Source organism: Variovorax sp. V35 (assembly GCF_041154465.1).
GTDB lineage: Bacteria > Pseudomonadota > Gammaproteobacteria > Burkholderiales > Burkholderiaceae_C > Variovorax > Variovorax boronicumulans.
The window spans coordinates 1,140,826-1,153,962 of sequence record NZ_AP028666.1; the positions used below are offsets into that span (position 1 = coordinate 1,140,826).

Annotated in this window: 14 protein-coding genes; 9 read left to right on the forward strand and 5 right to left on the reverse strand. The window is 68.4% G+C overall.

Annotation, left to right across the window (positions count from 1 at the left end; genetic code table 11):
• Positions 1-36: 36 nt before the first annotated feature.
• Positions 37-741: a 7-cyano-7-deazaguanine synthase QueC gene (queC, locus tag ACAM42_RS05185; RefSeq protein ID WP_095743689.1), complete on the forward strand. Its 705-nt coding sequence runs from the start codon at positions 37-39 to the stop codon at positions 739-741.
• Here queC and ACAM42_RS05190 read toward each other — a convergent pair.
• Complete coding sequence (locus tag ACAM42_RS05190; protein ID WP_369631312.1) at positions 723-2,534, reverse strand: ABC transporter ATP-binding protein/permease; 1,812 nt, start codon at positions 2,532-2,534, stop codon at positions 723-725. The two genes, queC and ACAM42_RS05190, sit on opposite strands and share 19 nt — an antisense overlap.
• A 105-nt stretch (positions 2,535-2,639) precedes the next feature.
• Positions 2,640-3,200: a phosphonate degradation HD-domain oxygenase gene (locus tag ACAM42_RS05195; RefSeq protein ID WP_369631313.1), complete on the reverse strand. Its 561-nt coding sequence runs from the start codon at positions 3,198-3,200 to the stop codon at positions 2,640-2,642.
• A gap of 225 nt (positions 3,201-3,425) precedes the next feature.
• Between ACAM42_RS05195 and ACAM42_RS05200 the strand changes: the two genes are divergently transcribed.
• The 6 genes from ACAM42_RS05200 to ACAM42_RS05225 all read left to right on the forward strand — a co-directional run bounded on the left by ACAM42_RS05200 (position 3,426) and on the right by ACAM42_RS05225 (position 9,807).
• Positions 3,426-4,442 (forward strand): putative 2-aminoethylphosphonate ABC transporter substrate-binding protein, encoded by a 1,017-nt coding sequence (locus ACAM42_RS05200; protein WP_369632723.1) that lies wholly within the window; start codon positions 3,426-3,428, stop codon positions 4,440-4,442.
• Positions 4,443-4,464: 22 nt separating this feature from the next.
• The gene (locus ACAM42_RS05205; protein WP_070060031.1) at positions 4,465-5,538 is read left to right on the forward strand and encodes an ABC transporter ATP-binding protein; all 1,074 of its coding nucleotides are present in this window, start codon (positions 4,465-4,467) and stop codon (positions 5,536-5,538) included.
• A gap of 327 nt (positions 5,539-5,865) precedes the next feature.
• Entirely contained in the window at positions 5,866-7,575 is a 1,710-nt protein-coding gene (locus tag ACAM42_RS05210; RefSeq protein WP_369631314.1) for a putative 2-aminoethylphosphonate ABC transporter permease subunit, read from the forward strand.
• A complete protein-coding gene (locus tag ACAM42_RS05215) occupies positions 7,575-8,708 on the forward strand; it encodes a TIGR03364 family FAD-dependent oxidoreductase (RefSeq protein ID WP_369631315.1) in 1,134 nt (377 codons plus the stop codon). Before ACAM42_RS05210 ends, ACAM42_RS05215 begins: the two co-directional genes overlap by 1 nt.
• Before the next feature lie 34 nt (positions 8,709-8,742).
• Complete coding sequence (phnX, locus tag ACAM42_RS05220; protein WP_369631316.1) at positions 8,743-9,576, forward strand: phosphonoacetaldehyde hydrolase; 834 nt, start codon at positions 8,743-8,745, stop codon at positions 9,574-9,576.
• A gap of 81 nt (positions 9,577-9,657) precedes the next feature.
• Positions 9,658-9,807 (forward strand): hypothetical protein, encoded by a 150-nt coding sequence (locus ACAM42_RS05225; RefSeq protein WP_167394971.1) that lies wholly within the window; start codon positions 9,658-9,660, stop codon positions 9,805-9,807.
• Positions 9,808-9,847: 40 nt separating this feature from the next.
• Here the strand turns inward: ACAM42_RS05225 and ACAM42_RS05230 are convergent, their stop codons facing one another.
• Positions 9,848-10,300, reverse strand: coding sequence for an N-acetyltransferase family protein (locus tag ACAM42_RS05230; protein WP_369631317.1), 453 nt, complete (start codon positions 10,298-10,300; stop codon positions 9,848-9,850).
• 98 nt (positions 10,301-10,398) lie between these two features.
• Between ACAM42_RS05230 and ACAM42_RS05235 the strand changes: the two genes are divergently transcribed.
• The gene (locus tag ACAM42_RS05235; RefSeq protein WP_369631318.1) at positions 10,399-11,667 is read left to right on the forward strand and encodes an MFS transporter; all 1,269 of its coding nucleotides are present in this window, start codon (positions 10,399-10,401) and stop codon (positions 11,665-11,667) included.
• Positions 11,668-11,688: 21 nt separating this feature from the next.
• Here the strand turns inward: ACAM42_RS05235 and ACAM42_RS05240 are convergent, their stop codons facing one another.
• Positions 11,689-12,072 (reverse strand): Imm1 family immunity protein, encoded by a 384-nt coding sequence (locus ACAM42_RS05240; protein WP_369631319.1) that lies wholly within the window; start codon positions 12,070-12,072, stop codon positions 11,689-11,691.
• 28 nt (positions 12,073-12,100) lie between these two features.
• Complete coding sequence (locus ACAM42_RS05245) at positions 12,101-12,490, reverse strand: energy transducer TonB (RefSeq protein WP_062472587.1); 390 nt, start codon at positions 12,488-12,490, stop codon at positions 12,101-12,103.
• Between the two features lie 224 nt (positions 12,491-12,714).
• Between ACAM42_RS05245 and ACAM42_RS05250 the strand changes: the two genes are divergently transcribed.
• Positions 12,715-13,137, forward strand: coding sequence for a tripartite tricarboxylate transporter TctB family protein (locus ACAM42_RS05250; protein ID WP_369631320.1), 423 nt, complete (start codon positions 12,715-12,717; stop codon positions 13,135-13,137).

Genomic DNA, 13,137 nt, shown 5'->3' on the forward strand with positions numbered 1-13,137 from the left:
TGCATTTGCACTACAACGGCCCCGCCGTTGACGGACATGCCCCTGCACACCACCGCCCTCGTTCTCTTCTCCGGCGGCCAGGACTCGGCCACCTGCCTGGCCGAGGCCCTGTCCAAGTACCAGCGTGTCGAAACCCTGGGCTTCGACTACGGCCAGCGCCACCGCGTCGAGCTCGACGTGCGCGGCACCGTGCTCGCGAAGATGCGCGAGCGCTTTCCCGAATGGGCGCCGCGCCTGGGCGAAGACCACGTGCTCACGCTGGCCGCGCTGGCGCAGCTCGGCGGCTCCTCGCTTACCGAAGAAGTCGCCTTCGCCATGCAGGCCGACGGCCTGCCCAACACCTTCGTGCCGGGGCGCAACCTGCTGTTCCTCACGCTCGCGGGCGCGCTGGCCTACCGGCGCGGGCTGCAGGTGATCGTCACCGGCGTGTGCGAAACCGACTTCTCGGGCTATCCCGACTGCCGCGACGACACCATGAAGGCGATGCAGCTGGCGCTGTCGCTCGGCCTGGAGCGCCGCCTCGTGATCGAGACGCCGCTCATGTGGATCGACAAGGCCGAGACCTGGGCGCTGGCCCACCGCCTGGGCGGCCAGCCGCTGGTCGACTTGATCGTGGAAGAAACCCACACCTGCTACCTCGGCGACCGCGAACACCGCCAGGCCTGGGGCTACGGCTGCGGCGAGTGCCCGGCCTGCGATCTGCGCAAGAAGGGCTGGGAGCGTTACGTCGCTGCGGCCTGAGTCGCTGTAGAGGTATCGAGCCGGTAGCGCGCGCCGCCGGCTGCGCTTTCGTCCTGCGGCACCAGCGTCCACCGCTGGCCATGGAAGTCGCCCACCGCCGGACGGTGCGCGATCGACACCATCGCACCGCCGCCCGCGCGCACCGTGTCGGCCAGCCGCTGGTAGAGCACGGCTTCGGCCGGTGCATCGAGCGCGCTGGTCACTTCGTCGGCGAAGAGCCAGGCCGGTTTCTTCAGCAGCACCCGCGCGATGGCCAGCCGCTGCTGCTCGCCGCCCGAGAGCTTCTGGCTCCAGGCGTCGCTGTCGTCGAGCCGGTCCACCAGGTCGGGCAGCAGCGCATCGGCCAGGGCCTGGCGCAGCTGGTCGTCGCTGAAGCCGGCGGCCGGGTGCGGGTAGGTCAGTGCCTCGCGCAACTTGCCGTCGGGCAGGTAGGGGCGCTGCGGCATGAAGACCGCGTCGGCCGGGGCCTGCACCTTGCCGCGCGCAAACGGCCAGATGCCCGCGAAAGCGCGGAACAGCGTCGACTTGCCGCTGCCCGAGGGGCCTTGCAGCAGCACGCTGTCGCCGGGGCGCACTGCCAGCGCTGCGCCGGCCAGCAGTTGCGTGCCGTTGGGCAGCGCGAGCGTGAGGTCGCTGGTGCCCAGCGCGGCGGCGCTTTCTTCGCGCTGCAGGGCGTCCTCGCGCGCGGCATGGGCGCGCATCGCGTCGTCGAAGCTGATCAGGCGGTCGGTGGTGGCGCGCCAGACGGCCACGCGGTCGTAGTTGGTCACGAACCAGCTCAGCGAATCCTGCACCTTTTCAAAAGCGGTTGAGATCTGGATCAGCGCGCCCAGCTGGATGGCGCCGCTGAAGAAACGCGGTGCCGACACGATGAACGGAAAGATCACCGACGCCTGCCCGAACATCGCGGTGAAGGTGACCAGGTTCTTCTGCTTCTTGATCAGTTGCAGGTAATTGCGCAGCACCGCGCCGAAGCGCGTGTCGAGCTGGCCGCGCTCCACCGTCTCGCCGCGGTCGAGCGCGATGGCTTCGCTGTACTCGCGCACGCGCACCAGGTGGTGGCGGAAGTCGGCCTCGAAGCGCTGCTGGCGGAAGTTCAGGCCGATCAGCGGCCGGCCGATGAAATGCGTGATGACCGTGCCGACCACGCAGTAGACCAGCGCCAGCCACACCATCGAGCCGGCGATCTGGTAGGTGCTGCCGCCCAGCGACAGGTCGAAGGTGCCCGACAGGCCCCACAGGATGCCGATGAAGCTCAGCAGCGTGACCACCGCGTTCAGGATCTCCATCGACAGCGTCATGGTCGCGTTGGTGAACATCTGCATGTCCTCCTGGATGCGCTGGTCGGGGTTGTCGGGCGTGGCGCCGTCGGCGTGCGCGTAGCGCGCCAGTTCCAGGTGATAGAAGGCGCGGTCGGCCATCCAGCGGCCGAGGTAGTGGCGGGTCATCCACGAGCGCCAGCGCAGCTGCAGCAGCTGCGTCAGGTAGAACTTCGCCACCTGGATCGCGATGTTGAAGAAGGCCAGCACGGCGAACACGCGGATCTCGCGCCAGAAGACCACCGCGTCCTTGTTCTGCAGCCCGTCATAGAAGCGGCCGTACCACTGGTTGAAGAGCACCAGCGCATACACATACGCCAGGTTCAGCGCGACGATGCCCGTGAACATGAGGCGCGCCCGCCATTTTTCTTCGTCCGAACTGAAGTAGGGCGCCGCGAGCCGCAGCACGCGGCGCAGGACCTGGACGAACGCGCCGGCACGCGCCGCGATGGTGGGAGATGGAGCAGATGACATGCGGATTTCCTCGCAGGCGCAGGGGCGCCGGACCTCGTGAGGAAACCATCGTAGACAAATGTTTCTTAAACGGGGCTGAAAGTCGGCCCGCCGTCCCGTCGGCCTTCAGCGCAGCATCACGCGCGCCGCCGTCGCCAGGAAATGCGCCAGCGGCGGCGTTCGCAGCCCCTCGGCCTTGGCCGCTTCGTCCCACAGCCGCAGCCACACCGCGTCGCCCGACCACGGCAGGCCCGCAAAGCGCTGCGCCGCCTCGTCGTCCATCACGCCGCCTTGCAGCGCCAGGCTGCGCACCGAATCGGGCGAGAGCTTCGACACGTAGCCCGGGCGCGTCGCGCACAGGTAGCGCTTGGCGTCCACGTGCAGGCGGATCGGCTCGCGCACCGCCACGTCGAAGGCGCCGCGCAGCAGCGGCAGCGCGATGTACTGGTGGCGGTCGTCAATGCCCAGTTCGGTGGGCGAGAGCGACAGCGTCTGGTGCTCGGCGATCAGCAGGTGCCCCAGGTCGTGCAGCAATGCGGCCGTCACGAGCGTGTCGCCGGCGCCGGCCTGTTCGGCCAGCCAGGCGCATTGCAACGCGTGTTCGAGCTGCGACACCGGCTCGCCCGCGTACGCCAGGCCGCCGCGTTCGGCGAACAGGCGAGCGATCTCGGCGAGGTCGAGTGTCATGGGATTGCAAAAGAACGGTGTGCGACAGCCTGTACAGGCTCGCGTCGCTCGATGACAGCCGTGTGACGAAAGTGCAAACGCCGCAGCGCGGGTACGGCCGTGTGACAAACCTTTGTCACATAGCGCTGCGAGCATCGCTGCGTTCACGGCCCCGGCCGTGTTTTCTTTTTGCGTACACCGCCTGTTCTTACCTCGAGGGAATCTCCCATGCTGCATCGTCGTCTGATGTGGGCCGCCGTGCCCGCCGCCTTGTTCTCGCTGGCTTTCGCCGCATCGGCCCAGGGCCGCACCGAGCTGCTGGTCTACACCGCGCTCGAAGCCGACCAGGTGCAGGCCTACAAGGCCGCTTTCGAAAAGGAGAACCCCAACATCGAACTGAAGTTCGTGCGCGACTCCACCGGCATCGTCACCGCCAAGCTGCTGGCCGAAAAGGCCAACCCGCAGGCCGACGTGGTGTGGGGCCTGGCCGCCACCTCGCTGATGCTGCTGGACAAGGAAGGCATGCTCCAGCCCTACGCCCCCAAGGGCCTGGACGCCATCAAGCCCACCATGCGCGACACGGCCAACCCGCCCAAGTGGGTCGGCATGGACGTGTGGTCGTCGGCCATCTGCTTCAACACCGCCGAAGCCACGAAGAAGAACCTGCCCAAGCCCACCAGCTGGGCCGACCTGACCAACCCGGTCTACAAGGGCCAGATCACCATGCCCAACCCGGCCGCCTCGGGCACTGGCTACCTCATGGTGTCGGGCTGGATCCAGATGATGGGCGAGGACAAGGCCTGGAAGTACATGGACGCGCTGCACCAGAACATCGGCGTGTACAGCCTGTCGGGCAGCAAGCCCTGCCGCCAGGCCGGCGCCGGCGAGTTCGCACTGGGCATGTCCTTCGAATACCGCGCCAACAAGACCAAGCGCGACGGCGCGCCCATCGACATCGTGCTGCCCAAGGAAGGCCTGGGCTGGGACATGGAAGCCACCGGCATCATGAAGACCAGCAAGAAGCAGGACGCCGCCAAGGCGCTGGCCGACTGGGCCGTGACGAAGCAGGCCAACGAGCTGTACGCGAAGAACTTCGCCGTGCTCGCGCTGCCGGGCATCCAGGAAAAGCTGGAGTTCGTGCCGGGCGACGTCGAGAAGCTGCTGGCCAAGAACGACTTCAACTGGGCTGCCGCGAACCGCGACCGCATCCTGACGGAATGGTCGAAGCGCTACGACGCCAAGGCTGAAAAGAAGCCGATGTGATCGGGGTTCCGGGCAGCCGCACATGACCAGCTTTCTTTCCCTTCGCGGCATCGGCAAGTCCTTTGGCGCCACGCGCGTGCTCGACGGCATCGACCTGGACATCGAGCCCGGCGAGTTCGTCTGCCTGCTCGGTCCTTCGGGCTGCGGCAAGACCACGCTGCTGCGCATCGTGTGCGGCATCGAGCGCGCCGACAGCGGGCAGATCCTGCTCGGCGGCCAGGACATCGCGGGCCTGCCGCCCGCGGCGCGCGGCTTCGGCGTGGTGTTCCAGTCGTATGCGCTGTTCCCCAACCTGACGGCCGCGCAGAACATCGCCTACGGCCTGCACCCCACGGGCGCGCTGGCACGCGAGATGGCCAAGCGCTCGCGCGAAATGCTCGACCTCGTCGGGCTCACCGCGCATGCCGACAAGTACCCCGTGCAGCTTTCGGGCGGCCAGCAGCAGCGCATCGCGCTGGCGCGCGCCCTGGCGCCCAACCCGCGCCTGTTGCTGCTCGACGAGCCGCTCTCCGCGCTCGACGCGCAGGTGCGCGCCACGCTGCGCAGCGAAATCCGCGCGCTGCAAAAGCGCCTGGGCATCGTCACCATCATGGTCACGCACGACCAGGAAGAAGCCCTCTCGATGGCCGACCGCGTGGTACTGATGCACAACGGCCGCATCGAGCAGGCCGGCACGCCCGACGAGCTGTACCGCAAGCCGCGCACCCGCTTCGTGGCGGGCTTCGTGGGCCGCATGAACATGCTGCCCGCCACCGTGCTGGCCGACGGCAAGGTGCGCGTGCGCGACAGCGAACTGTTCTGCGCGCCGGGCAGCTTGAGCGTCGGTTCGCAGGCCACCGTGGGCATCCGGCCCGAGCATGTGGTGGTGAAGCGCTTCGGTTCCGAACTCGGCACCAACAGCTTCGCGGCACGCCTGCTCGACACCGAGTTCTTCGGCAACCGCACCTCGGCCCGCCTGGCCTGCGAGCCGCTGGGCATCGAGATCGAGGCCGAACTGCCCGCCGATGCGCGCAGCGGCGGCGAAGAGCCGCTGGTGCCCAGCAGCATGGTGCACATCCAGCTTCCCTTGAACGCGCTGTCGGTTTTGGCGCAATGAAATGACATCGCGCGTGCGAGGTCCTTGTCGCGCGGGGCGCAGTCCTTCGGGGCGCGCTCCCGCCGACGGGGTGCCTTGCTCCGCGAATGTCCCCCGCCCTTCGGGCTCCCCCTTGATTTCGCTGCGCAAGGCACCCCATCGGCGTGAGCGTTGGGCAGTGCGGCTGTTGATCGAACAGCACAACGACCGCGCCCATCGTGCGCAGGACACCGGGTGCTTCCCGCAGCGAAATCAAGGAGGAGGGCGAAGCCCGGGGGACATTCGCGGAGGGAAGTACCCGGTGGCCTGTGCACACGCCCTGAACAACGACACCAAAAGAACAACAACATGAGCACCCCTTCCGAAGCCCTCGCCCCGATCGCCATCCCACGTTCGAATCACTTCGACCGCGAACGCTGGCTCACCGGCGCCGCCGTGCTGCTCGTCGTGCTGCTGCTCGTCGTGATCGTCGCGCTCCCCGTAGGCGCGCTCGTCGGCCAGAGCTTCTACGACCGCGCAGGCAACTTCGTCGGCCTGACCAACTTCGCGCGCTACCTCGAGAGCCCCGCGCTCGTGCAGTCGGCCTTCAACAGCGTGCTGCTCGCCGTGATCAGCGCCGTGCTGTGCACCGCCATCGCCTACGTGTACGCCTACGGCCTCACGCTCTCGTGCATGCCCGCCAAGGGCCTGCTGCGCGCCGTGGCGCTCATGCCGCTGCTGGCGCCTTCGCTGCTGCCGGCCATCAGCCTGATCTACCTGTTCGGCAACCAGGGCCTGTTCAAGGGGCTGCTGGGCGACCTGTCGATCTACGGCCCGCTGGGCATCGTGCTCGGCTCGGTGTTCTGGACGCTGCCGCATGCGCTGCTGATCCTCACCACCGCCATGGCCACCTCCGACGGGCGCCTGTACGAAGCCGCCCAGACCCTGGGCGCCTCGCGCTGGCGCATCTTCCGCACCGTCACGCTGCCCTCGTCGCGCTACGGCCTCATCGTGGCCGCGATGGTCGTGTTCGTGCTGGTCATCACCGACTTCGGCGTGCCCAAGGTCGTGGGCGGCCAGACAGGCGTGCTCGCGACCGACATCTACAAGCAGGTGGTCGGCCAGCAGAACTTCCAGATGGGCGCGGTGGTCGGCCTGGTGCTGCTGATTCCGGCCGTGCTGTCGTTCCTCGTCGAGCGACGCGTGCGCCGCAAGCAGGCCGCCGCGCTGTCGGCGCGCGCCACGCCCTACCAGCCCGAGCCGGTGAAATCGCGCGACCGCGCACTGCTCGTGTTCTGCACGCTCACCGCCATCGCCATCGTCGTGATGATCGGCATGGCCGTGTTCGCCTCGCTCGCCAGCTACTGGCCCTACAAGCTCACGCCCTCGCTGAAGAACTACGACTTCAGCAACATGGACGGCGGCGGCTGGGGCAGCTACGGCAACTCGCTGCGCCTGGCGCTGTGCGCGGCCGTGGCGGGCGCGCTCGCCACCTTCGTGTCGGCCTACTTCGTGGAGAAGCCGCGCCACTTCGGCCTGCTGCGCGAGCTGCTGAACCTGTTGGCCAACTTGCCGCTCGCGGTGCCGGGGCTGGTGCTCGGCGTGGGCTACATCTTCTTCTTCAACTCGGCCTCGAACCCGCTGCACGGGCTGTACGGCGGCATGGCGATCCTCGTGATCTGCACCGTGGCGCACTTCTTCTCGGTGGCGCACCTCACCTCGCTCACCGCGCTGCGCCAGCTCGACCGCGAGTACGAGCTGGTGTCCGAATCGATGGGCGTGCCGTTCTGGCGCACGCTGTGGCGCGTGCACCTGCCGGTGGCGCTGCCCACGGTGCTCAACGTGGCCGGCTACTTCTTCGTCAACGCGATGACCACCGTGTCGGCCGTCGTGTTCCTCTATTCGCCGCAGACCACGCTGGCCGCCATCGCCGTGCTCAACATGGACGATGCCGGCGACGTGGCACCCGCCGCCGCCATGGCCTCGCTCATCATGCTCACGGCCGCCGTCGGCCGCGGCCTGTTCGCGCTGGCCGGGCACTGGGCGCTGAAGCGCACGCAAGCCTGGAGACAACGTTGATGAACCCCAGCATGTCCGTCGAGAGTTTCGATGTGATCGTGGTCGGCGCCGGCATCGTCGGCCTGGCCCATGCCTACACCGCCGCGCAGCGCGGCCTGCGCGTGTGCGTGGTCGAACGCGATGCGGCGTGCCTGGGCGCATCGATCCGCAACTTCGGCTTCATCACCGTCACCGGCCAGGCGCCGGGCGACATGTGGCGCCGCGCCATGCATTCGCGCGACGTGTGGCAGGCCATTGCGCCGCAGGCCGGCATCGACATCGTGCACCGCCACCTCTGGCTCGCGGCGTACCGGCCCGAAGCGCATGCGGTGCTCGAAGCCTTCTTGCGCACGCCGATGGCCGAGGCCTGCGCACTCATCGACGCCGCCGACGCGCAGGAGCGCGCGCCCGGTCTCAACCTCGCGCAGGCGCGCTCGGTGCTGTTCAGCCCGCACGAGCTGCGCGTCGAATCGCGCACCGCCGTTGGCCTGTTCGCGCGCTGGCTGGCCGAGGTGCACGGCGTCGTGTTCCGCTTCGGCGAGACCGTGCACGAGGTCGAAACCCCGCGCGTGCGCACCTCGCGCGGCACTCTGCGCGGCGAGCGCGTGGTGGTCTGTACCAACACCGAGCTGCATGGCCTGTTCGCCGGCCGCATCGCCGCGCACGACCTCACGCTGTGTCGCCTGCAGATGCTGCGCGTGCAGCCCGAGGCGGGTTTCCGCCTGCCGGGTGCCGTGATGACCGACCTGAGCCTGGTCCGCTACGAGGGCTACAGCAGCTTGCCCGAAGCGGCGGCGCTGCGCGAGCGGCTGATGCAGGAAGAGCGCGCTTCGCTCGACCACGGCATCCACCTCATCGTGGTGCAGAGCGCCGACGGCTCGCTGGTGGTCGGCGACTCGCACCACTACGGCGACGCACCCGAACCCTTCGCCATCGAGGCGGTCGACCAGCTCATCCTGCGCCACCTGCGCAGCACGCTCGACCTCGAGACCGCGCAGGTCACCGAGCGCTGGACCGGCGTGTACCCGTCGTCGAAGACCACGCCTTGCGTGATCGACGCGCCCGACGACGCCACGCGCGTGGTGCTGGTCACCAGCGGCAGCGGCGCGAGCACGGGCTTCGGCATTGCCGTCGACGTGTTCGACGCGTGGTGAGTGCCGCTCCTTTCTTCATCCTTCTTCCCTCGCCATGAACGCCCACCCCCATGCCAGGCTGCAGGCCGTCGTCTTCGACTGGGCCGGCACCATCCTCGACTTCGGTTCCTGCGCGCCCATGGGCGCCTTCGTGAAGCTGTTCGCACAGTCCGGCATCGACATCACCATCGACGAGGCCCGCGCCCCGATGGGCATGGCCAAGTGGGACCACATCAAGGCCCTGGGCACGCAGCCGCGCATCGCCGCGCGGTGGGAAGCGAAGCACGGCCATGCCTTCAGCGACGCCGACGTCGATCGCCTGTACGAGGTGTTCACGCCCATGAACGCGGCCAGCGTGCGCGACCACACCGACTTCATTCCGGGCGCGATCGAGGCCGTCAACGCGGCGCGCGAACGCGGCCTGAAGATCGGCTCCACCACCGGCTACAACCGCCCGATCATGGACGTCGTCACGCCCATCGCCGCGGCCGGCGGCTATGCGCCCGACAACCTCGTGTGCGCGGGCGACCTCGCGGCGGGGCGCCCGTCGCCGCTCATGATGTACCGCTGCTTCGCTGACCTCGGCGTGTGGCCGCCGCACGCCGTCGTCAAGGTCGACGACACCGGCGTGGGCCTGCAGGAAGGCCTCAACGCCGGCACCTGGGCCGTCGGCGTGTCGGTCAGCGGCAACGTCAACGGCCTGACGCTGGCCGAGTGGCAGGCGCTCGACGCCGACAGCCAGCAGGCCCGCCGCGCCCGCGCCATCGCCGAGCTGGAAGCCGCCGGCGCGCACTACGTGATCGACAGCGTGGCCGACCTGCCGAACGTGCTGGAAGACATCGAGCGCCGCCTGCAGGCCGGCGAGCGGCCGGAAGTCCTTTTGCGCTGAAGCAGAAAGCTCGCTTTACCGACGGTGGCTGGCGCTGCCGTCCGACTTGACGCGTCACTTCGCGGGCTTAGCATGCGCCGCATGCGAAGCACAGCCTTTGTTCTTCTGCTCTGTCTCGGCCTGCTGACCGCGGCCTGCGACGGCAAGCGCAAGCCCGGCATTCCGATGCCGAAGGCCTTCTTGTCGTCGAGCGTCGTGGTGGTGATGGCACCTGCGCCGTTCGTGGGCTGAGGCTGCCGGCGCGTTCAGCGCACCGGCCGCGGCGAACGTCTCAGGACGGGACGTACGCCAGCACTTCATCGCCCGCTGCATCGAATTCGCCCGTGGGCTTCCAGCCCAGGTGCCGGTAGAACCCGTGCGAGCGCACCTGCGGGTCGGGCGAACAGCCCAGGAAGAGCCGCTGGAAGCCCAACCCCTTGAACTCTTCGACCATCCGCGCGAGCAGCGCCTTGCCGATACCTTGGCCTTCATAGGCTGGCAGCAGCGCCAGCACGGCGATCTCGCCGGTGTCGCGCTCGCCGAAGCAATAGCCCGCCAGATCGTCGTCGACGAGCGCGACGTAGCCGGGCAGGGATCCGTCGGCGATGCCGGCCTGCCAGCTCTCCAGGGTGATGCCGAGCGCCTCGAGCTCGTCGACCGAGAAGGCGTTCTCTCGCGTGCGGCCTCGCAGGTCGAGGCACGCGGGCGTGTCTTCGGGAATGGCTTGTCTGTAGGTGATGGACATGCGTCGGGTGCTCGAGGGCGCGCGCAGCAGGCGGCGCGGCCTTCCGCGAGAATGCCACACGACGTGCGCCACCCGATGCACGCGTGGAGACAAGAAGAATGAAGACGACCCCAGAGACAACCATCGTCCATCAGCCCGACTCGCGCTACGCCATGGTGCGCCTGGCGCTCACGCTGCTGGTCATGACGGTCGGCAGCAGCGGCATGTACGTGGTGTCGGTCATGCTGCCCGCCGTGCAGGCCGAGTTCGGCGTGGCGCGCGCCGATGCCTCCATGCCCTACACGCTGCTGATGCTGGGCTTCGGTTTCGGCGGCGTGCTCATGGGCAAGCTGGCCGACCGCATCGGCGTGATGAAGCCGCTGCTGATGGGCTCGGTCTTCCTGGCTGCCGGCTACATCGCCACGGGCCTGTCGCAAGGCATCGTGTCCTTCACCATCGCGCAGGCGTTGCTCGTCGGCCTGCTCGGCAGCTCGGTGGCCTTTGCGCCGCTGGTGGCCGACACCTCGCTGTGGTTCGTCAAGCGGCGCGGCATCGCGGTGGCGGTGTGCGCCAGCGGCAACTACCTCGCGGGCGCGGTGTGGCCGCCCATTGCGCAGCACTTCGTCGAGCAGGTGGGCTGGCGCCAGACCTACATCGGCATGGGCATCTTCTGCGGCGTGACGATGGCGCTGCTCGCACTGTTCTTCCGCGCACGGCCGCCGGTATTGGTCGAGGTGGCACCGATGTCGCAGACCCCGGGCAGCACCCTGGTGCGCGACATGACGCGCCCCTTCGGCCTGAGCATGGGCACGGCGCAGGGCCTGCTGTGCGTCGCGGGCGTGGCCTGCTGCGTGGCGATGGCGATGCCGCAGGTGCACATCGTGGCCTACTGCGGCGACCTGGGCTACGGCCCGGCGCAGGGCGCGATGATGCTGTCGCTGATGCTGGGCTTCGGCATCGTGAGCCGGCTGGTGTCGGGCGCCATCTGCGACCGCATCGGCGGGCTGCGCACGCTGATGCTGGGCGGCGTGCTGCAGTGCGTGGCGCTGCTGCTGTTCCTGCCCTTCGACGGGCTGGTGCCGCTGTACGTGATCTCGGCGCTGTTTGGCCTGTTCCAGGGCGGCATCGTGCCCTCGTACGCGATCATCGTGCGCGAGCACTTTCCGCCCAAGGAAGCCGGCGCGCGCGTGGGCACGGTGCTGATGTTCACGCTGTTCGGCATGGCGCTGGGCGGCTGGATGTCGGGCAAGGTGTTCGACCTGACGGGCAGCTACCACGCGGCCTTCCTGAACGGCATCGGATGGAACCTGGTGAACGTGAGCATCGCGGCGTTCCTGCTGTTCAGGGTGCGCCGGATGCGGCGGGGTGGGGTGGCGGTGGCGGCCTGAGGCCGCGAAAGATCGCGCCGCCTAGCTTTCGCACCACGTGACCCCTTCGGGCCGCGCGCCGTCGCGGTCGCGGAAATCGACGAGGGCCTGAAGGCACTGTGCGAGCTCGATGCTCCACGCGAGCGGGTACTCGTCGACCTGTCCGTTGCTCAACGTGAAGACTCCCATGCCGGGCCGGTGTGCGTCGCCCGACGACCTGAAGCCGCTGTCACCCGGCTCTCGGAGGTACATCAGCCAGGCGTTCTCGCCGTTTCGCAGCATGCACAGCGACGGGCCGTCGGGCACGGAGACCCACAACTCGAACCGGGAGGTCGACTGCATCAGCTCGAGCGCACGGGCCCATGGGCCCGGCGCCGAAATGTCCAGCGAGCGATCGTCGAGCGTCATCTGAATCACGTGCGGCATCTCGTGTCTTGCGTCCGGACGGGCGTTCCTAATTCATCGTCGGCTGCTGCGGCGGCGACGTGATGAAGAACCGGATCGGCACCTCGCGCCACACCACCGTGCCATCGTCCGGCGTCGGCTTGAAGCGCCATTTGCGGACGGTCTCGACGGCCGAGCGGTCCAGCCGTGCGTGGCCGCTCGATTCCTTCACCTCCACGCTCGCCGGCAGGCCGTCCGGCGTGGTGCGCACGCGCAGCAGCACCATGCCTTGCTCCCCGTTCATCCGCGATTCGGCCGGATAGGGCGCGTTCGGGTTGGGGGGCTGGGGCGACCATTCGCCGGGCGCCGGCGGCGGTGGTGCCGCGCAGGCGGCGAGCAGCGCGGCGGTGGCAGCGCCCGCCAGGAGCGCGTGTCGGGGAGCGTGGCGTGGTGTCTTCATCGGTGTTCCGCAATCCTTCGAAAGGAGGCCCCGCGCATTGTGACCCGGACGCGTTCACCGCCTTCGCGCCCGGTACGTAGTTCCCCTCGCGGCTGCGTCAGATTCCGATCAGCTTGCAAAAAGAGCATCGATCCGTCCGGAACTTCCCTCCGGACGGAGACACGTCCGCACCGGTTTTTCCGGTCGCGGGCGCATTCGAATCACAACACTCCGTGAGCGTATGAATGAAAAATAGAAACCTTGTCAGAGGTCTGTTCCTCATGGCGATCGCGCTGGGCTTCGGCCTGACCGCGCTGCGCTATCCCATCGGCGACTTCAGCCGGGCGGGGCCGGGCCTGTTCCCCGTGATGGTGAGCAGCCTGCTGCTGCTGATCGGCGTGGCCACCGTGGTCCGGTCGTTCGTGGTGGCGCCGGTGACGCTGGACCTGAACTTCAAGAACATCGGGCTCATCCTGTCGAGCCTGTGCGGGTTCGCGCTGATCTCGATGTACGTGAACATGATCGCGGGCATCGTCTTCATGGTGTTCTGTTCGGCCTTCGCGGGCAGCTCCAACTCGTGGGTGCGCAACGTGAAGATCTCGGCGGGCCTGATCGCCATGGCGCTGGCGCTGCAGAAGCTGCTCGGCCTGAACCTGCCGCTTTTCTGA